This is a genomic window from Idiomarina aminovorans (assembly GCF_023155095.1).
In the GTDB taxonomy this organism is placed as follows: Bacteria; Pseudomonadota; Gammaproteobacteria; order Enterobacterales; family Alteromonadaceae; genus Idiomarina; species Idiomarina aminovorans.
This window is the reverse complement of the sequence record NZ_JAKNDA010000003.1, coordinates 399,419-418,067: the sequence shown is the minus strand read 5'-3', so window position 1 is coordinate 418,067 and position 18,649 is coordinate 399,419. Positions and strand designations below refer to the sequence as shown.

At 46.5% G+C, this 18,649-nt stretch carries 18 protein-coding genes and 1 rRNA gene; 12 read left to right on the top strand and 7 right to left on the bottom strand.

What is annotated here, in order from left to right:
- The first annotated feature begins 74 nt into the window (after positions 1-74).
- The 6 genes from rrf to L8G48_RS08530 all read left to right on the top strand — a co-directional run bounded on the left by rrf (position 75) and on the right by L8G48_RS08530 (position 6,812).
- Positions 75-190: ribosomal RNA gene (rrf, locus tag L8G48_RS08555) — 5S ribosomal RNA — on the top strand.
- 228 nt (positions 191-418) lie between these two features.
- On the top strand, positions 419-2,842 hold the full coding sequence (locus tag L8G48_RS08550; protein ID WP_248264178.1) for a TonB-dependent receptor plug domain-containing protein: 2,424 nt from the start codon (positions 419-421) through the stop codon (positions 2,840-2,842).
- A 168-nt stretch (positions 2,843-3,010) separates the two neighbouring features.
- On the top strand, positions 3,011-3,328 hold the full coding sequence (locus L8G48_RS08545; protein WP_248264177.1) for a hypothetical protein: 318 nt from the start codon (positions 3,011-3,013) through the stop codon (positions 3,326-3,328).
- Between the two features lie 44 nt (positions 3,329-3,372).
- The gene (locus tag L8G48_RS08540) at positions 3,373-3,786 is read left to right on the top strand and encodes a copper chaperone PCu(A)C (protein WP_248264176.1); all 414 of its coding nucleotides are present in this window, start codon (positions 3,373-3,375) and stop codon (positions 3,784-3,786) included.
- Between the two features lie 26 nt (positions 3,787-3,812).
- On the top strand, positions 3,813-4,502 hold the full coding sequence (locus L8G48_RS08535; protein WP_248264175.1) for a TIGR04219 family outer membrane beta-barrel protein: 690 nt from the start codon (positions 3,813-3,815) through the stop codon (positions 4,500-4,502).
- A gap of 96 nt (positions 4,503-4,598) precedes the next feature.
- On the top strand, positions 4,599-6,812 hold the full coding sequence (locus L8G48_RS08530) for a bifunctional diguanylate cyclase/phosphodiesterase (RefSeq protein WP_248264174.1): 2,214 nt from the start codon (positions 4,599-4,601) through the stop codon (positions 6,810-6,812).
- On the opposite strand, the gene L8G48_RS08525 is transcribed toward L8G48_RS08530, so the two are convergent.
- The 5 genes from L8G48_RS08525 to L8G48_RS08505 all read right to left on the bottom strand — a co-directional run bounded on the left by L8G48_RS08525 (position 6,809) and on the right by L8G48_RS08505 (position 10,831).
- Positions 6,809-7,282 (bottom strand): DUF3299 domain-containing protein, encoded by a 474-nt coding sequence (locus tag L8G48_RS08525; protein WP_248264173.1) that lies wholly within the window; start codon positions 7,280-7,282, stop codon positions 6,809-6,811. The two genes, L8G48_RS08530 and L8G48_RS08525, sit on opposite strands and share 4 nt — an antisense overlap.
- Positions 7,279-8,505: an ABC transporter permease gene (locus tag L8G48_RS08520; RefSeq protein WP_248264172.1), complete on the bottom strand. Its 1,227-nt coding sequence runs from the start codon at positions 8,503-8,505 to the stop codon at positions 7,279-7,281. The genes L8G48_RS08525 and L8G48_RS08520 overlap by 4 nt, the downstream gene beginning before the upstream one ends.
- Positions 8,502-9,197 (bottom strand): ABC transporter ATP-binding protein, encoded by a 696-nt coding sequence (locus L8G48_RS08515; protein ID WP_248264195.1) that lies wholly within the window; start codon positions 9,195-9,197, stop codon positions 8,502-8,504. The genes L8G48_RS08520 and L8G48_RS08515 overlap by 4 nt, the downstream gene beginning before the upstream one ends.
- A gap of 27 nt (positions 9,198-9,224) precedes the next feature.
- Positions 9,225-9,755: an inorganic diphosphatase gene (gene ppa / locus L8G48_RS08510; protein ID WP_248264171.1), complete on the bottom strand. Its 531-nt coding sequence runs from the start codon at positions 9,753-9,755 to the stop codon at positions 9,225-9,227.
- A gap of 92 nt (positions 9,756-9,847) precedes the next feature.
- Positions 9,848-10,831 carry a class 1 fructose-bisphosphatase gene (locus L8G48_RS08505; RefSeq protein ID WP_248264170.1) on the bottom strand — a complete coding sequence of 328 codons (984 nt, stop codon included), beginning with the start codon at positions 10,829-10,831 and terminating at the stop codon, positions 9,848-9,850.
- 150 nt (positions 10,832-10,981) lie between these two features.
- On the opposite strand from L8G48_RS08505, the gene mpl reads away from it, so the two are divergent.
- Genes mpl through panP form a run of 6 tightly spaced genes read left to right on the top strand, consistent with a single transcriptional unit; the run spans position 10,982 to position 17,010 of the window.
- Complete coding sequence (mpl, locus tag L8G48_RS08500) at positions 10,982-12,346, top strand: UDP-N-acetylmuramate:L-alanyl-gamma-D-glutamyl-meso-diaminopimelate ligase (protein WP_248264169.1); 1,365 nt, start codon at positions 10,982-10,984, stop codon at positions 12,344-12,346.
- A complete protein-coding gene (locus L8G48_RS08495) occupies positions 12,343-12,963 on the top strand; it encodes a flavin prenyltransferase UbiX (RefSeq protein ID WP_248264168.1) in 621 nt (206 codons plus the stop codon). Before mpl ends, L8G48_RS08495 begins: the two co-directional genes overlap by 4 nt.
- Before the next feature lie 8 nt (positions 12,964-12,971).
- Entirely contained in the window at positions 12,972-13,901 is a 930-nt protein-coding gene (locus L8G48_RS08490) for an ABC transporter ATP-binding protein (RefSeq protein WP_248264167.1), read from the top strand.
- Positions 13,902-13,906: 5 nt separating this feature from the next.
- A complete protein-coding gene (locus tag L8G48_RS08485) occupies positions 13,907-14,686 on the top strand; it encodes an ABC transporter permease (protein WP_248264194.1) in 780 nt (259 codons plus the stop codon).
- Positions 14,686-15,360 (top strand): tRNA (guanine(46)-N(7))-methyltransferase TrmB, encoded by a 675-nt coding sequence (trmB, locus tag L8G48_RS08480; protein ID WP_248264166.1) that lies wholly within the window; start codon positions 14,686-14,688, stop codon positions 15,358-15,360. Before L8G48_RS08485 ends, trmB begins: the two co-directional genes overlap by 1 nt.
- A complete protein-coding gene (panP, locus tag L8G48_RS08475) occupies positions 15,361-17,010 on the top strand; it encodes a pyridoxal-dependent aspartate 1-decarboxylase PanP (RefSeq protein ID WP_443986714.1) in 1,650 nt (549 codons plus the stop codon).
- Here panP and panC read toward each other — a convergent pair.
- Together panC and panB are read right to left on the bottom strand one after the other, a co-directional pair.
- Entirely contained in the window at positions 17,003-17,848 is an 846-nt protein-coding gene (gene panC, locus L8G48_RS08470) for a pantoate--beta-alanine ligase (RefSeq protein ID WP_248264165.1), read from the bottom strand. The genes panP and panC overlap by 8 nt on opposite strands.
- Positions 17,845-18,645 carry a 3-methyl-2-oxobutanoate hydroxymethyltransferase gene (panB, locus tag L8G48_RS08465; RefSeq protein ID WP_248264164.1) on the bottom strand — a complete coding sequence of 267 codons (801 nt, stop codon included), beginning with the start codon at positions 18,643-18,645 and terminating at the stop codon, positions 17,845-17,847. The genes panC and panB overlap by 4 nt, the downstream gene beginning before the upstream one ends.
- Positions 18,646-18,649: the final 4 nt, after the last annotated feature.

The window sequence follows — 18,649 nt, the reverse complement described above, 5'->3', positions numbered from 1 at the left end:
CTTTACCGAATCGAATAAAAGAGAGTGGCGTTATTAAGACGACAGTCAGCTTTACCATGTTGTGACAGTTTATGTCTGGCGGCCATAGCGGTGTGGCACCACCTGAATCCATTCCGAACTCAGCAGTGAAACACACCAGCGCCGATGGTAGTGTGGGGTCTCCCCATGCGAGAGTAGGTCACCGCCAGACTTTAATTCTAAGAAGCCCTCAGCTGACGCTGGGGGCTTTTTTATGCGTGCGCGGAAATAACGCCGCTCTGACACTTTTCATTACGGAACATCATATCTTCCTCCGGCACCCCACCTGATGTGAACATCAGGCTACTATAACTTTTGCTTATACCTAATTGCTTTCCAGACTGAGCCAAACCTTCGATCGCCTGCTATATTCACTATATAGCCATAGCGGGAGAGCAGTATGAAGGGTTTTAATGCCATTACACTTGCTTTAGCAAGTTCATTTTTTATTACACCAGGCGTGTCAGCACAGCAAGCCTCGACAGCTGACGGGATAGAAGAAGTTATTCAGGTAGTAGGTTCCCGCTTATCGATGCGAACTGCGACAGATGGTGCCGCACCGGTGGATATTATTAGCGCTGATGACCTAGCTGCTACAGGCATGACAGATACAGCAAAAGCTTTACAGTATGCAGTGCCGAGCTTTAATTTTCCTTCATCGTCTATTACCGACGGTAGTGACGCAGTTAAACCTGCCTCTTTAAGAGGTTTATCGCCGGACCATACGTTGGTTCTTATTAATGGGAAGCGTCGTCATAGTTCTGCTCTGGTTCATCTTAATGGAACAACGGGTCGTGGTAGCTCAAACGTCGATTTGAATGCCATACCTATGGCGGCAATAAAACGTATTGAAGTTTTGCGGGACGGTGCTGCCGCTTTATACGGTTCAGATGCTATAGCTGGTGTTATTAATATCGTTTTAAAGGATAACGCACGGGGTGGTAATGCCAGTTTACAGCTTGGACAAACACACAAAGGCGACGGTCAGCAATGGCGAGCTTCCGCAAGTACGGGTTTTTTGGTTGGTGAAGACGGCGTTCTCACCGTTTCAGGGGAACTCCATCATAAAAACCGTACCAATAGAGCCGGACCGGATACCCGTCAACAGTATCCTTTACTTCCAGACGATAGCGAGGACCCTAGAGAAGCAACTTTTGATAGACAGAGCTTTCATATCGGTGCAGCTGAATATGAAAATGCTTCTCTATTTGCCAACTTTGACATGACTCTAAGCGAAGGGCGTCTCTATGCTTTTGGTGGCATGAGCGACCGTAAATCGGAATCTGGAGCATTTTATCGAAGGGCAATTCAAAATAATACACTCACTGAAATTTACCCAGATGGGTTTTTGCCTATTTTAGCTCCAGACGTTAAAGATTACTCTGCATACGCTGGTTATGAATGGTATCTCGGAGAGTGGACTCTAGATTTTAGCGGCGGTTATGGGCGTAGTGAATTTCAATACAACGTTGAGAATTCTCTAAACGCATCCTTAGGTCCAGAACTAACGCCAACCTCCTTCGACGCGGGCACACTAAACAATGAAGAAGCTAATCTCACATTTGACGCCCAACGCTTCGTTCCGTTTGTTAATAACTCAGATTTATCAATAGCATTTGGTGTTAGCTACCGAGACAACACTTACGAAATAAAAGCAGGTGACGAAGCGTCTTATAGCAACGGAGGTTACCAAGGTCGTCCTGGCGGAAGCCAGGGTTATACCGGCTTTAAACCCGACGCAGAGGTCAATCAGAGTCGTGATAATGTCGGAGTTTACTTGGAGACTGAGAACCAATTGACGACAGACTTTATGTGGGGAGCTGCCGTACGCCGCGAGGACTATTCGGATTTTGGTAATAATACCAGTTGGAAAGTCTCCGGTCGTTATGACATCACCGACCGAATTGCCGTACGCGGCGCATTAAATACCGGTTTCAGAGCTCCTAGTGTGCAGCAACTCTATTTTACTAATATCTCAACATTTGCCGTTGATGTTGATGGTGAAACGGTTTTGCAACAGTCTGGGACATTTAATTCTCTGAGTCCGGTTACAGAGGCTTTGAATATCCCTGATCTTGAGCCGGAGGAATCTGAAAGTGTCAGTGCTGGTATCGTTTGGAATGGTTATGACGGCTTGGCTATTACTTTAGACTATTTCAGAATTGATATTGACGATCGTATTATCTTATCGAACCAGGTATTCCCGAGTGACTCATCAGCAGTGGCAGACGCCCTGAGCACTGTTTCAGCCGAAAATGCCAAATTCTTTATTAATGCCGTTGATACAAAAACGGAAGGCTTGGATATTGTTGCCAGCAAAACATTTAACTTAAATGATTCTGGTGAGTTAAAAGCACAGTTAGCGTATGGCTTCAACAATACTGAAATAGAGTCCATTAAGCTGCCCGCGCTATTTGATGGTATTGAGTCGGTATTGTTTGATTATGATGAAAAAATACGTATGACTGATTCTACGCCTGATCACAGTGGATCTATTGGTTTTACTCATTCCTTAGGCAATTGGAGAACCGATGTACGGTTCAATTATTTTGGAACTTATATTATGGGTGATTATGATACTGGCGAAACCGCAGATGAGGCTAACGAATCGTATGGTCCGAATTGGATAACGGATATTTCGGTTAGATACGCACTCTCTGATCAGTTGAGTCTTGTTGTCGGTGGCCAAAACATCTTTAGCGAATACCCGGAAGAGCAACCAGTACAAAGTGCATTTGATACAATATTTAAGTATCCAAATACTAACTCTCCTATCGGTTTCAACGGTGGCTACTTTTATTCGGAAGTTGAGTATAAATTTTAATCAACCCCGATAACTGATATTAGTAAAAACCGCCAATAATTGGCGGTTTTTTTATTACAGGATTAAGTGTTATTTTTTAAACACTTGAAAAGTATGAGATAAATAGTTGGCACGGTAGTTGTAACTCAAAACTATATAATTAATTTGCTCACTATTGGAGTTATCGTCATGTCAAATCGTAGCTTTGGCTGGTTAATCGTTTTATCGCTTATCGGTCTGTTCTTTTTCGCTGAAGAAATATTTTCAGTTTTCGGAATGGCGATAGGATCTATAGTAGAGTTATTCGCAACGCTGTTGCTTAGCCTATTCTTCGTTGGTTTAGTATTTTTCGTGGTGGTCACGGTCTTTGGTAGTGTACTGTTAGGTGTTGGCGCGGCATTTATTGCGCTAATACTGAGTGGGATAGGTTTGTTTTGGCCGCTAATTCTTTGTCTTTTGGTTCTTTACTTTATTTTTCGCAAACCAAAGGTTTCTAGAACGGGTTAATCACGTGTAATATATAGCCTTAGTTAAATAGAAAGGCTAAGACAATGTTTAAAATAATAGTAGCAGTGATGTTTTTTTTGCCCGCTATAGTTGCAGCTGAACCATTAAAAGTGACCGATGGCTGGGCTCGTGCGAGCATTCCCGGAACTGAAAACGGTGCGGCTTACGCAACTCTTGAGAATCCTCACAACAAGACTCTCAATGTTACTCATATTAGCTCGCAAATTAGTCAGGTTGCAGAAGTTCATCGTCATGTTATGTCTGGCGAAGTTATGAAGATGGAAGCGGTAAAACCGCTATCAATAGCACCTGGCGAGGTTATTAAGTTTCAGCCCGGTGGTTACCACTTCATGTTGTTCGGATTAGTCTCTCCTCTTCAAGAAAAAGACACTTTTTCCCTTGTTCTGCATTTTGACTCAGGTGCCAAACAAGAGGTGCAATTTTTAGTTAAGCAATAAAAGTTCAAAACCTTACAGGGACAATTATGTATAAAAAAACCGTAGTTCTGGCTGCAGCGTTAGCGGTTGCTCCGGTCAGTGCGTTGGCTGATACTGTTTTGGGTGTTTATGCCGGCGGGCAAATTTGGAATGCCAATAATGAAGGTGAATATGCGGTGGGATCTAATTTAATAGAGCCCAATTTCGACAACGAAAATCATAGCAGCTACTATATTGCGCTTGAGCATCCAATTCCATTAATTCCTAATATAAAAGTCAGAGAAAATACGTTAGAAGTTTCCGGCGGTTTTGAAGAAAATGACTTTAGCCATCGAGATTACATTTTATACTACGAAATTTTCGATAATGATTTAGTCTCTTTTGACATCGGTGTCAACGCAATGGATTTTGACGGTACTTTGCGCACTCCGGTAAGCAACCGTCTTGGTCGTCAGGACTTCTCCGTTGTTGTACCAACAGCCTATGCAGCAGCTCGAGTCGGAATACCTGCGACCGACTGGACTTTCTTCGCTGATGTCAGCGCGCTCAGCGTGAAAGACAGTAAAGTTCAGGACGCTCAAATTGGTGTGGAGTATCGTTTGGTGGAGAATCTGGCGGTGGATGTCAATCTTAATGCCGGCTATCGTCACTCGGTTGTGGAGCTCGATGATGTTGATGACATTTATTCAGATGTCACTGTTAAAGGGCCTTTTCTTGGAGTCGAAGTTCACTTTTAATTCATAAATTAGACTGTTCAACACTTGCAGGCCATTCATTATTTAAGCTAAATTGTTGTATGTTTGTAAATCCTTATAAATGGATGGCCTCGGCGAATGGTCAGTAGTCAAGATGAACTTCTATTTCTTCACGATGATGATGAAGTAATTCAGGCAGAATACAGTAAAGGCTTTTGGAAAATACTGATTGTCGATGACGATCAGGAGATTCACGCTGTTACTAAAATGGCGCTGGCCGATGTCATCATTTGTGGTCGTGATCTTGAGTTTCATCACGCCTACAGTGGAGACGAAGCGTTGGACAGGCTGAGTGAGCATGATGACATTGCTATGGTATTACTTGATGTTGTCATGGAAACCGATGACGCAGGTTTAAAAGTCGCGCAAGCCATAAGAGAGCAGCTGTGTAATGACGAAGTTAGAATTGTGTTACGGACCGGGCAGCCTGGTTATGCACCCGAAGAAAGCGTCGTTAAGAACTATGATATTAATGATTATAAAACAAAAACAGAGCTCACCCGAAGCCGCCTATTAACTACTGTATTTTCTGCCGTCCGTTCCTACCAGCAACTGTGTACAATTAACGCAAATCGCCGTGGTCTGCGTAAAATAATTCATTCTGCGTCGAACCTCATGGAGAAGCATTCTATTGTTAACTTTTCCGAAGGTGTGGTTACTCAAATTGCATCTCTGTTTGGGTTAAATGCAGAAGGTATTGTGGGTGCCAGAGCGCCACATAAAGATAACGATATTCTGGTACTGGGTGCTGCAGGGCACTTTGCAGATAGTATTAACAAAAGTTTATCGACACTGGACTCAGAAGAAATTGAAAAGAGCGTTCGGCAGTGTTTAAACGAGCAGCGTCATATTCATACTGAGAATGGTACCGTATTTTTCATCGATGGACAGGTCCACCAGGCCGCAGCTTATATTGAAACAAAAAACATTGTAGCGGAATACGACAAGGAGTTACTGGAAGTCTTTCTCGCCAATATTGCTGTTGGCTTTGAGAACGCTAATTTGTTTGAGGAGCTGCAGACAGCTGCCTATCTCGATCCTTTAACCGGTATTCCGAATCGTGCTGAGTTTACACGCAACCTCCAGTCGTTATCAGAAAAGCCGGATAAGAACAAGATGGTAGCCGTTATCGACATTAACCATTTTTCTGATGTAAACGATGGTTTAGGGCAAGATGTCGGTAATTTATTGTTACGGTCAGTGGCGTTGCGTTTAACCGAGCAACTTGGAAGTCGCGTATTTGTTTCCCGTATTTCTGCGGATGTCTTCGGTATTTTTGGTTCGGCAGATATTGTCACTCCCGATGCTTTTAACGAACTTTTCTCTTTGCCTTTTAGAGCCGGAGAGCATTATATCCCACTGCGTGTTACCTGTGGTTTTACATCCGCGGCTAACCCCGAAAGAGTGAATGGCAAAGGGCTGCTGAAGCAAGTTTATATTGCCTTGAAGAATGCCAAGAATAACTCTTTTGATCGTTTTAATTACTATGAACCGTCGATGGAGCAGGATACTCAGCGTCGGCTTCATTTGGTACGCCGGTTGCGTGCCGACTTTGCGAATAGAAAATTAGAAGTCTGGTATCAACCTCAAGTTGAACTAACAACCCAAAAAGTCATTGGTGCAGAAGCTCTGTTGCGTTGGCCTCAGAGTGATGGCTCTTTTATTTCTCCAGCAGAGTTTATTCCTTTAGCGGAATACTCGGGGCTAATTGTGGAAATTGGTTGCTGGGTGATTGAAGAGGCTTGCCGACAAATTAATGCATTTGACGAAATTGGTCTTCCTCAATTAAGAGTTGCCGTGAACGTATCGGTACCTCAGTTTCGTAAACGTGACTTTCCCGAACTTGTTGAAAAGCAAATTGAACAATGGGGTATTAACCCTGAACGCATTGAACTGGAAATTACCGAAAGTATCGTCATGGAAGATCCCGATTTAGTCGCTGATATTTTAAGACGTTTAAAAAAGCAAGGCATTAAGGTTGCCATCGACGACTTCGGCGTGGGATTCTCTTCGCTAAGTTATCTTCAGAAATTGCCGCTGGACCGAATTAAGATAGACAAAACCTTTGTCAATAACTCAGATCAGGCGAGCGGGCGAATCATTATAGAGACTATTGTCGATATGGCTGGTCGTTTAGGGTTAAATGTTCTAGCCGAAGGTATTGAAGAGCAAGTTCAGCTCGATTACTTTTTAGGGTTAAAATGCGCCGAGGGACAAGGCTACTTGTTTGCTAAACCCATGCCCGCGGAGCAGTTAATCAGTTTGCTGCAAAAGCAAATGAGTTATTCTTAGTTGTATACCTCAACGCTATCTGCATCCATTTGGTAACCAACTACGGCAAGGTCACCTTCTTTACGTTCGACCTTGATAGTACCCTCTATCCAAACCGCATCATAAGTGTTTTCATACGGAACACCTTGTTCATATTCTACATGAATGATTTGGTTCGGCGGTGGTGGTGGTACATGAATACAGGCGCCGAAATAAGGCACTAATAAAAACTCAGTGACATTATCGGCATCACCTTCCAGCTGCACAACATACCCGGGAATACGAACTTTTTTGCCGTCCAGAGCTTCTACTACGGGCGCGTCCAAATTTGTCTGGCGGTCTTCTTCAGGGTTAGCATCATAATAAGACTGGGGTTTAACCGGAGGCGGGGTAAAGCCTTCTGGAATTAAATCTTTCCAGCCTATTTTTTCTGCAGCTGCGAACGCGGGAAGCGTCAACATAAGTAATACGACTGCTAATAACTTCTTCATATTTTCACCGTAAGTCCGTCGGCAAGAGATTGGCGATAAGCGCGCCATGCCGGAATTAAACTTAACACAAAGCCCGCAGCAATCACGAGCGCTATACGCCACCATTCACTGTTACTGGGCCAGGAACTGCTGAATATGAGTCCGGTCTGCGACTGAATAACCCCGGCCAGCGACCATTGCAGCCCGTAGAGTAGAAGTAAGCCTGAAAAAGCACCTACTACGGTCAGTAACAAAGCTTCACTGAGCAGCAGACCAAATATCGTTCCCGGACCTGCACCAACGGCTCTTAAGACGGCCATTTCACGGCGGCGTTCCCTTAGACTCGCCAGCATAATTGTCAGCATACCCAATAAACCAATGAGTACGACCATTGCCGAAATTGCAGTTAAAGCTTGTTCAAAAACTCGCAGCGTTTTCCAGAGTTGCTGCAAAGTCATGCCGGGTAAAAGAGCGGTTAACGGTTCTTTGTCATAGGTGTTGATTTGACGCTGCAAACGTAAGGCCAGCGGTTTTGCTTTTAAACCCAGTAAGGCGGCGCTGATGCTCTCTGCCGGCGCTTCATTGTGATGGTCATGGTCAGAATGCTCATGCTCACCACTGTGGATCATTTCAAGACTGTGCAGTGTCACTAACACCGCTTTATCCACGGGGGTTCCCGTACGTTGCAAGATACCGGTAACCGTGAGAGGGTGTTCATCGTGCTCACTGAAGCTGATGCCGCCGCTACCGTGGGCAACGATAATATCGTCACCAATGTTTTTTGATAGCTTTTCAGCGGCATCCGCTCCTAGTACGACTTCTTCATCTGCAGCGAAGGCGCGTCCCTTTGAAAACTCAAGAGGCTGCTTGCTGCCGTATTTAAAATGCTCGAAATAGGCATTAGTTGTTGCGACAACGGGCAAGCCCTGAACGCTGTCACCTAAGGATATCGGTATGGACCAACTAACTTCCGGGCGGTCACTAATATCGACGAAGCTTTCCCAACTCATATTGTTTGTCATGTTGCCTATATGGAAAACCGAAGACAGTAACAACTGAGTTTGTCCGGTTCGCGCGCCAATTATCAAGTCAGTTCCCGACACGGTGTTAGCAAAATGACTTTGGACTTGTTCGCGAATGCGCTCAACGGCTAACAACAGGGTGACACTAACGGCAATAGCAATAATCGTCAGAAGAACACTTGCACGCCGGTTCATTAAGCTTTTTATAGCCAGGCGGATCATGGTTTAGCTCCTGCCTGATTGAGTTCGTTGAGCTCAACATGTTTATCAAAATACGGTGATAACGCGGCGTCATGGGTGACGAAAATAACTGTGGTGTTATTTTGGCTGCTGAGCTCAAGCAATAACTGAATAAAGGTATCCCGGTGCTCGGCATCAAGCGCGGAGGTTGGTTCGTCCGCAATCAGCAGTTTAGGAGCGCCCAGTAATGCCCGGGCGGCAGCAACACGCTGCTGTTGGCCTACACTAAGTGTATGCGCGGCTTGCTGAATCTGTTCTGAAGACAACCCTAAACGCTGTAACATTTCTATTGCGGTATTCTCGGCAGAGCTACCTTGCTTTGCTATACGTTGCTGTCGTTTTTTGGAAAACTGACAGGCGAGCAGGGCGTTATCTAAAGCGGATAAGTAGGGCAGCAAGTTAAACTGCTGGAAAATATAACCAATATTGTCGGCACGATAACGGTCGCGTTGTCTGCCGGATAAACTGGAAAAAGCGGTGTCAAACAGATGTAAATGGCCACTTTGTGGCGTATTTATGCCGGCCAGCAGCGATAGCAATGTTGATTTACCGCTACCGCTGGGGCCGCGTAGCAGCACCGTTTCCCCCTGTTTTATCTGCCAGGCAGGAATGTCCAGGGTTGGTTGCTGTCCTGCCCATGAAAAAATCAGTTTTTCTATGTTGACAGCATTCATTTCTGCGGTGCTACTCACTAGGTTAACTTACGCTTTTTTTGCACGTTCAAAAGACGACACAATTTCTTCTTTTGCAGCAGCGGCATCGCCCCAACCGTCAACTTTCACCCACTTACCTTTTTCAAGCTCTTTGTAGCGTTCGAAGAAGTGAGTAATTTGAGCTTTCAGCAACTCTGGCAGGTCATTAACATCGTTAATGTGGTCATATTCTTTGGTCAGCTTACTGACCGGAACCGCGATAACTTTTGCATCTTCGCCGGACTCGTCAGTCATTTTTAATACACCAACCGGACGGCATTTAATCACAGAACCGGCTTGTAACGGATATGGGGTGGGCACTAACACATCTACCGGGTCACCATCCAGTGACAGCGTTTCGTTAACAAACCCATAGTTGGCCGGATAGAACATGGCGGTTGCCATAAAGCGGTCAACCCATAGCGTACCGGTGTCTTTATCCACTTCGTATTTAATCGGGTCGGCATTGGCCGGTATTTCGATAATGACGTTAACTTCTTCAGGCATGTTAGCGCCTGCAGTGACATTTCCTAAGCTCATAGTACTTCCTGCCGTATTAATGAAATAATAAAATAAAAAAGATACTGCGCGATTATAGCGGCTTAGGCTACTCACGCAATATCGATATCCGTCTAATAAGGTTTGGGATGTTGCTTATGGTATTCCATGCACATATCCACTTCGTTTGCTGACCCCATAATTACAGGGACCCGCTGGTGAATGTGCTCAGGCACAATGTCCATTAAGCGGTTGTAGCCATCGGTAGCTTTACCGCCTGCTTTTTCAACCAGCATAGACATTGGCGCAACTTCGTATAAAAGCCGTAATTTAAAGGGCTTTTCCGGTTTGCGGGCATCCCACGGGTAAGTGAATAAACCACCACGGGACATTACCCGGTGTACGTCGGAAACCATCGCGGCATTCCAGCGCATATTAAAGTTCTTGCCGCGAGGGCCTTCTTCGCCGTCCAGCAAGTCACTAATGTAAGCTTGAATTGGGTCAGCCCAGTGACGCCGGTTCGACATATTAATCGCGAACTCTTTGGTGTCTCTCGGAATTTCCGCTTTCTCATGGGTCAGTAAGAACTCACCCACCGTTTGATCCAATGTGTAGATACGAACAGCCTTACCGGTGGTCATGACCAGCATGGTCGACGGGCCATACAATACATAGCCAGCAGCAATCTGCGCTTTACCGGGCTGCAAGAACATGTTTTCGCTGGTTTGTTCGCCTTCAGGCTTGCGCAGAATAGAGAAAATAGTACCAACACCACCGTTAATATCGATATTAGAGCTGCCGTCGAGTGGATCGAACGCGACCAGATAATGTCCTGAGTTGGGACTTTCGACGATGGAGTCTTCCTCTTCAGAGGCTACCGCATGAACGTTAGGTGATTCCAGCAACAGAGTTTTTAACAACTGGTTGGAAACAATATCGAGTTTTTTCTGAGTTTCTCCCTGAATATTTTCATCCAGTGAGGAGCCTAATACACCGGCTAATGCGCCCTGATGCAGACGGAAAGAGATTTCCTTGGCTGCAATTTGAATGGTGTTAATAACAGAGACAAGCGACTCGCTGGTTTGATCCGCTCTCAGTGTTGGTAATAAACGTTTCATGAAAGTTCCTGCAGCTCTGGTTGTTGGATGCTTACAAATGTATGTTCAGAGAACCCAAATGATACCTTATTTTTTGCTAAAAATCCTGCTTGTCAGTGACGACGGTGGTACACTTTCGATATTTTTTAAGGGAACGGATTTGGATAACGCATGCACATTCATATCGTTGGTATTTGCGGTACTTTTATGGGGGGCGTTGCCGCTATTGCACAGCAATTAGGGCACCATGTCACTGGGTCCGATGCCCAAGTCTACCCGCCTATGAGCACGCAACTGGAAAATCTCGGTATTGGATTAATGCAGGGGTACTCTCAGGATAACTTGAAGCCGCGCCCTGATCTTGTCGTTATTGGCAACGCGTTAAGCCGTGGCAACGATGAGGTGGAGGCGGTTTTACGTGAGCGTATTCCCTATGTTTCAGGCGCGCAGTGGCTGCACGATAATGTGCTGACTCAACGCTGGGTACTGGCGGTTGCCGGAACCCATGGTAAAACGACTACGGCCAGTATGCTGAGCTGGATTTTGCAGGATAACGGCTTTGATCCCGGTTTTATGATTGGCGGTGTACCGGGTAATTTCCCGGTCAGTGCACGTTTAACCGATTCAAACTTCTTTGTTATTGAAGCCGACGAATACGATACAGCGTTTTTTGATAAGCGCTCCAAATTTGTACACTACGCTCCGGACACCTTAATTCTGAATAATCTGGAATTTGATCATGCCGACATCTTCCCGGACTTAGCCGCTATTCAACGACAATTTTCACATTTGCTGCGGGTCGTTCCCGATACCGGTCAGGTGATTTTGCCCAATAACGATGCTGCGCTGAACGAGGCTCTTGAGAAAGGTTGCTGGAGCCCGGTGGTGCGGATGGGAGAGCAGGGTGAGTGGCAGGCAAAGTTGTTGAAAGCTGATGGTACTGAATTTGAAGTGTATTACCAGAGGGAGTGTGTTGCACAGGTGAGCTGGGATGTGCTGGGGCTTCATAACGTTAATAATGCCATGATGGCGATAATCGCGGCGGCCCATGTTGGTATTAAAGCGGAGCAGAGTGCGCAGGCACTGTTCCGGTTTAAAAGTCCTAAACGACGTATGGAGTTGCTGGGTGAGCATCATGGCGTGAAAGTTTTTGATGACTTTGCCCATCACCCCAGTGCAATAAAAACAACGGTTTCCGGCTTACGGCAGCATCAGCCTGAGCGTCGTATTATTGCGGTACTGGAGCCCCGGTCAAATACCATGAAAATGGGTGTGCACAGCGACACGCTGGCGGAAGCGTTAAACGGTGCCGACGACATTTTTGTGCTGCAACCGGAAGGCTTGAAATGGCGGTTGGCTGAAAAAATGCCGAACGCTCATGTATTTGAATCAACCGATGATTTACTTGCCGAGTTGATCACTGAAGTGAACGAGGGCGATTCCGTGCTAATTATGAGTAACGGCAGTTTCGACGGTCTGCATCCGCGTTTTCTTAAAGCGCTGCAAAAACTGGATCACACAGGAGCCGAGCAATGAAAGCCGACAATAGAATCACCGTTGCGATAACCGGCGCCTCGGGTGCCCCTTATGCGTTGCGTTTGTTACAATGCTTACTTGATCAGGATCAACAAGTACTGCTGTTGGTTTCAAGTGCGGCTCGTGTGGTACTGGCTACCGAGCAGAATATGCAAATTCCGGCTGCTCCTGAAAAAGCTGCTGCTATGCTACGTAAGCATTTCTCGGTGGGTGCCGAACAGCTTAAAGTGTACGGCAAAGAAGAGTGGTTTTCGCCGGTTGCATCGGGTTCAGCTGCGCCTGCCAAAATGGTGGTTTGCCCTTGTTCAACCAGTACTTTGTCGTCAATTGCCCACGGTAGCAGTAACACATTGATCGAGCGAGCCGCGGATGTCGTACTGAAGGAGCGCGGGCAACTGATTTTAGTGCCCAGAGAGTCTCCGCTTTCGACGATTCATTTACAGAATATGCTGCAGTTAAGTCAGCAAGGCGTCACCATAATGCCGGCAGCGCCGGGTTTCTATCATGAACCTGAAAGCATCGATGATCTCATCGATTTTATGGTAGCCAGAATTTTAGACCACCTAGGCCTTGAGCAGAGCTTGGTCAGCCGCTGGGGTTATGGAAAGGAGTCATAAAAATAGTTATGAAAGCGTTAGAAATTGAAAACTTGCGTAAGACATACCGGGGCGGTTTTGAAGCCTTGAAAGGTATCAATTTAGTGGTTGAAGAAGGTGATTTTTATGCACTTCTGGGTCCTAACGGAGCCGGTAAATCAACCACCATTGGTATTATTTCTTCGTTGGTGAATAAGACCTCGGGCTCGGTGAAAGTGTTTGGTTACGACTTAGATACGCAGCTTACCGATCTAAAGCGCCAAATTGGGCTGGTACCTCAGGAGTTTAACTTCAATCAATTTGAAACGGTTCAGCAAATTGTGGTGAATCAGGCCGGGTATTACGGAGTACCCAGACCCCTGGCGAAAGAACGCTCCGAGAAATATTTAAAGCAGTTAGGCTTGTGGGATAAACGCGATGGGCCGGCAAGGTCACTGTCGGGGGGCATGAAACGTCGTTTGATGATTGCCCGTGCACTGTTGCATGAACCTAAGCTGTTGATTCTTGATGAGCCAACGGCTGGTGTTGATATTGAACTGCGCCGTTCCATGTGGGACTACCTGACTAAGATAAACCAACAGGGTATTACCATTATTCTGACCACGCATTACCTGGAAGAAGCGGAAACCTTGTGTCGCAATATTGGCATTATTGACAGTGGGCGAATTATAGAAAATACCTCAATGAAGCGTTTGTTGACGCAGTTAAGCCGGGAGACCTTTATTCTGGATCTTGAGCCGGGCAATAACGGCGCAGAGATTAATGACTTTAACCATCGCTGGACCGACGAACACACGCTGGAAGTTGAGGTTGATAAGGACGCCGGATTGAATGCGGTATTCGAGCAGCTCTCAGCGCAAAAAGTAAAAGTATTGTCGATGCGTAATAAAGCGAACCGTTTAGAGGAGCTGTTTGTTTCTTTAGTAGAGCAGGGACGTCAGCAGGAGAGAGCAAAATGAGCGAAATGAGTCATTCCACAGCTAACTTTATCGCACTAAAGACCATCTGGATTAAAGAGTGCACCCGGTTTCTGCGCATTTGGGTACAGACTTTGGTGCCGCCAGCTATTACCATGACGCTCTACTTCGTTATTTTCGGTAGCATTGTCGGAGAACGGATTGGCGAAATGAGCGGCGTTGGCTACATGGAGTTCATTGTGCCGGGTCTTATTATGATGTCGGTTATTACCAATTCCTACTCGAATGTTGCTTCATCGTTTTTCAGCGCTAAGTTTCAACGTAACATTGAAGAAATGCTGGTGTCGCCGGTACCTACTGCCGTTATTATTGCGGGCTATGTGGGAGGCGGTATGGCAAGAGCGCTTATTGTGGCCGTTATTGTCACCTGCGTGTCTTTCTTCTTTGTGGAAGAGATTCAGATTGCTCATATTGGCTATGTCATATTAACCGTCATTTTAACCTCCACCTTATTTTGTCTGGGTGGGCTGATTAACGCGGTTTACGGTAAAACCTTTGACGATATTTCTATTGTGCCGACCTTTGTGCTCACACCGCTGACGTATTTAGGCGGAGTGTTTTATTCTGTCAGCCTGTTGCCTGAATTCTGGCAAAAGGTTTCAATGGTAAACCCTGTGCTGTATATGGTTAATGGTTTCCGTTATGGCTTTTTAGGCCAGTCCGACGTTGGCATTGGAATTGCTGTATCGGTGCTGGTTGGCTTCAATATTCTCTTTTTTGCAGCGGCTTATTATATTCTGGATAAAGGCATAGGGATTCGTTCCTGATGCATCAAGCCCGACCGGTAACAACGAATCAGAATGGACCGCATGAGGACACCGAAGCGGTGGTTCGCCGTCATTTAAAAAGCGATTTCTTAAAGCCGATACAAGCGCATAACCAGCAGGCCTTTGATGAAATCAATGAGCAGGTTAAAAGCTGGGGCGGGCCGGTTATTCTGGATTCTTGCTGTGGGGTAGGAGAAAGTACCGCGCAACTGGCAGAGCTTCACCCCCGGGCTATGGTCATCGGCGTGGATAAATCGGCGCATCGGGTGGAACGCCATAGCCACTATCAAACCAGTGACAATGGCCAGCGTTATTGGGTTGTCCGTGCCGATTTGAATGACTTTTGGCGACTGGCAACACGGGCGAGCTGGCAACTACAGAAGCATTGTATTTTCTATCCTAATCCCTGGCCTAAATCTGCCCATTTAGCGCGTCGCTGGCATGGTAGCCCAGTGTGGAAAGAGGTTGTTGTGCTGGGCGGCGAATTGCAATTGCGTTCAAACTGGAGCCTGTACTTGCTTGAAGTGGCTCAGGCACTTAAGGTGAGCGGACATCATGCCGATATTTCGCTGTTGGCCGACGAAGCAGAGCCAATAACACCGTTTGAACGTAAATATAAAAACAGTGGTCAGGCGTTATGGCAACTGCATGCAAACTTATCTAAGGAGGCCTGATTGAGCCCCAAAAATGATATGGCGGAAGTCAGCCAAGAATCTCTGTATCGTATATTTACCATACCAGAGGCTCCTGATTCGACGTTAGGTAAAATCGAAAAACATCTTTCAGAAAACCTGATGGGGTTTCTGGGCCAGCATATTGTTGCCCGCGAGAAGCCTTTGCAGGAAATTGAACAGGACTTCGATAAATCGCAGATTCCGGAAGAACCCCAATTTGTTTCAGATCACACTGACTTTCTGTTGGGTAAATTGGTTGCGCACTCAGTGCATACGGCATCGCCACGTTTTATTGGTCACATGACCTCCGCCCTGCCGTATTTCCTGCTGCCATTAGCTAAGTTGATGGTGGGGCTGAATCAGAATCTGGTAAAAATTGAAACCTCCAAGGCGTTCACGCCGTTAGAGCGTAATGTTATCGGTATGATGCATCACCTGGTGTATCAACAGGATGCGCCGTTCTATAATCGCTGGATGCACAGTGCCCAACACTCTCTGGGGGCGTTTTGCTCAGGCGGAACCATAGCCAATATGACGGCGCTTTGGGTCGCGCGTAACCGACTGTTGCAAGCCGATGGCGATTTTTCTGGTATTGCAGCGGATGGCTTAGCCGCAGGCTTACAGCACTACGGTTACTCTAAACTGACCGTGGTAGTGTCTGAGCGGGGGCATTATTCACTGAGCAAAGCCGCTGATGTGCTTGGCATAGGTCGTAAAAACTTAGTGTCGGTGGCAACTGACAACGATAACCGTATTCGCATTGATGAACTGCGCAAAACCTGCGAACACATTGCGCAAGAAGGGGGCAAGGTGCTGGCGCTGGTCGGTGTCGCCGGGACAACGGAAACGGGTCATATCGATCCGCTTGAGGATATGGCTGATGTTGCAGAAGAAGTGGACGCTCACTTTCATGTTGATGCTGCCTGGGGGGGAGCGACGCTATTGTCCGAACAACATAGGCCGTTATTGGCCGGTATTGAGCGGGCAGACAGCGTTACTATTGATGCTCATAAACAAATGTATGTGCCCATGGGGGCGGGTCTGGTGTTGTTTAAGAACCCGTCGCTGGTTAAATCGATAGAACATCACGCTGAATATATTATTCGGCAGGGCTCTAAGGATTTAGGTTCGCACTCAATGGAAGGGTCGCGGGCGGGTATGGCGATGATGGTCTTTTCGGCCATGCACGTTATAGGGCGCCGGGGTTATGATCTACTGATTAATAACAGTATTGATAAAGCCCGTTATTTTTCCAGCTTAATTGCCGAGCAAGACGATTTTGAGGTGATTACAGAGCCAGAGCTTTGTATTTTAACGTACCGCTTTGTGCCGACTAAGGTGAAAGCCGTGCTTGAAAAAGCTACGCCTCAACAGCTGGCGCGCTTAACACCGCACTTAAACGCATTAACGCGATACATTCAGAAGCGTCAGCGTGAAACCGGGCAGTCTTTTGTGTCGCGAACCAAGTTAACACCTGCTCAGTATCATCACGAGCCGACGGTTGTATTTCGGGTCGTTTTAGCAAACCCTTTAACAACCGACGAGATGTTGCAGGAAGTTTTAGATGAGCAACGCAAAATTGCAGCGAAAGCTACCAGCTTGAGAGGTGCACTACACAACGAAATGCGTGAACTCGGTATGCTTACTTAGCATTATTATTGGTAACCCGCAGGTTATCAATCAAGCGCGTTTCACCCATGAAAGCGGCAGCCAGAAGCACCCATTGAGAGTCTTCGGGCGTGGCTTCCTGCAAGTCTTTTGCATTACGAATACTGAAGTAATCAGGGGCAAAACCTGCTTCAGTTAAGTCGTTAATTGCGGCTTTTTCCAGTGCTTTAAAATCAGTATTTGAACGTAACTCAGCTTTTGTTTTTTCAAGCGTGCGGTAAAGCGCCGACGCCTGTTGCTTTTGTTCAGCTGACAAATAACCATTGCGGGAACTCATTGCCAGCCCACTGGTTTCACGCTGAGTGGGCGTGCCTAATACTTCCACCGGTAAACTCAGGTCTTGCGTCATTAAGCGAATGACTTGCAGCTGCTGATAGTCTTTTTCACCAAATACAGCCAATTGTGGCTGCACCATATTAAATAGCTTGCAGACAATGGTCGCGACACCGGTAAAATGCCCGGGACGACTGGCGCCACAAAGAATATCGCTAATGCCGGGAACTTCTATACGGGTCTGCTTATCGAGACCGCGTGGGTAAACGTCACTGATCTGTGGCGTAAATACAGCAGCAACCCCAAGGGCATCCAATGCCCGGCAGTCGGCTTCTAAGGTACGGGGATAGCTGTCGAGGTCTTCGTTCGCGCCAAATTGCATAGGGTTCACAAAAATACTGACGACCACATTATCGCAGCGCTCCAGCGCAGTTTTCACTAATTGCAGGTGACCATCGTGCAGGTTGCCCATGGTGGGTACCAAAGCAACTTCAGACTGTTGCTGGCGCCAGTTTCTTAATTCAGCAAGTGATTTCAGAATTCTCATTGGTAACTGTGCTCGGACGTTGGAAATTCACCTGAACGAACTTGCTCAGCATACAACCGGAAAGCATCGGCAAGGGAGCCACCCTGGCCTAAAAAGTTTTTAGCAAACTTTGGTAAGTAGTCACTGTTCATTCCGAGCATATCGTGCATGACCAGAATTTGTCCGTCGGTATCCTGCCCTGCACCAATACCTATGGTTGGAATGGATAGCTGTTCGGTAATACGTTTGCCAAGCGGCGCCGGCACGCATTCCAAAACAAGCAATTGAGCTCCTGCTTTTTCCAGTGCCAGCGCCTGGTTCAGAGTGTCGTCGGCTTGCTGTTGTTCTTTACCCTGCACCTTATAACCGCCCAGAACATTGACGGACTGAGGCAGTAAGCCAAGGTGAGCACAAACCGGAATACCCCGAGTTTTTAAACCTTCTATGGTTTCGACTAACCATTGGCCACCCTCCAGTTTAACCATGTTCGCTCCGGCCTGCATTAACCGAGCGGCAACCTCGTAGGCTTGTTCCGGGGCGCTGTAAGTCATAAAGGGCATATCGGCAATGACAAAAGCGTTGCTGGCGCCACGGCGAACACACTGCGTATGATAAACCATATCCTCGGTGGTGACCGGTACGGTTGAGTCCCTGCCCTGTATAACATTACCCAGAGAGTCACCGACTAACATAAAGTCGACGCCCTGTTCAGTCATGAGTTTGGCAAAGCTTGAATCGTAGGCCGTCAGGGAGCTTATTTTTATCCCTTCCTTTTTCATTTTTTGTAATGTTGCAATGCTGGTTTTGGTTGTTGCCATGACG

Excerpts from the sequence above, each read along its gene's own strand:
- L8G48_RS08495 (WP_248264168.1), top strand. The coding sequence starts at position 12,343 with ATGAAAGCCGACAATAGAATCACCGTTGCGATAACCGGCGCCTCGGGT.
- L8G48_RS08515 (WP_248264195.1), bottom strand. The coding sequence starts at position 9,197 with ATGAATGCTGTCAACATAGAAAAACTGATTTTTTCATGGGCAGGACAG.
- L8G48_RS08550 (WP_248264178.1), top strand. The coding sequence starts at position 419 with ATGAAGGGTTTTAATGCCATTACACTTGCTTTAGCAAGTTCATTTTTT.
- L8G48_RS08540 (WP_248264176.1), top strand. The coding sequence starts at position 3,373 with ATGTTTAAAATAATAGTAGCAGTGATGTTTTTTTTGCCCGCTATAGTT.
- L8G48_RS08525 (WP_248264173.1), bottom strand. The coding sequence starts at position 7,282 with ATGAAGAAGTTATTAGCAGTCGTATTACTTATGTTGACGCTTCCCGCG.
- L8G48_RS08490 (WP_248264167.1), top strand. The coding sequence starts at position 12,972 with ATGAAAGCGTTAGAAATTGAAAACTTGCGTAAGACATACCGGGGCGGT.
- L8G48_RS08545 (WP_248264177.1), top strand. The coding sequence starts at position 3,011 with ATGTCAAATCGTAGCTTTGGCTGGTTAATCGTTTTATCGCTTATCGGT.
- L8G48_RS08530 (WP_248264174.1), top strand. The coding sequence starts at position 4,599 with ATGGTCAGTAGTCAAGATGAACTTCTATTTCTTCACGATGATGATGAA.
- L8G48_RS08505 (WP_248264170.1), bottom strand. The coding sequence starts at position 10,831 with ATGAAACGTTTATTACCAACACTGAGAGCGGATCAAACCAGCGAGTCG.
- trmB (WP_248264166.1), top strand. The coding sequence starts at position 14,686 with ATGCATCAAGCCCGACCGGTAACAACGAATCAGAATGGACCGCATGAG.
- panB (WP_248264164.1), bottom strand. The coding sequence starts at position 18,645 with ATGGCAACAACCAAAACCAGCATTGCAACATTACAAAAAATGAAAAAG.
- panC (WP_248264165.1), bottom strand. The coding sequence starts at position 17,848 with ATGAGAATTCTGAAATCACTTGCTGAATTAAGAAACTGGCGCCAGCAA.
- L8G48_RS08520 (WP_248264172.1), bottom strand. The coding sequence starts at position 8,505 with ATGATCCGCCTGGCTATAAAAAGCTTAATGAACCGGCGTGCAAGTGTT.
- ppa (WP_248264171.1), bottom strand. The coding sequence starts at position 9,755 with ATGAGCTTAGGAAATGTCACTGCAGGCGCTAACATGCCTGAAGAAGTT.
- mpl (WP_248264169.1), top strand. The coding sequence starts at position 10,982 with ATGCACATTCATATCGTTGGTATTTGCGGTACTTTTATGGGGGGCGTT.
- L8G48_RS08485 (WP_248264194.1), top strand. The coding sequence starts at position 13,907 with ATGAGTCATTCCACAGCTAACTTTATCGCACTAAAGACCATCTGGATT.
- L8G48_RS08535 (WP_248264175.1), top strand. The coding sequence starts at position 3,813 with ATGTATAAAAAAACCGTAGTTCTGGCTGCAGCGTTAGCGGTTGCTCCG.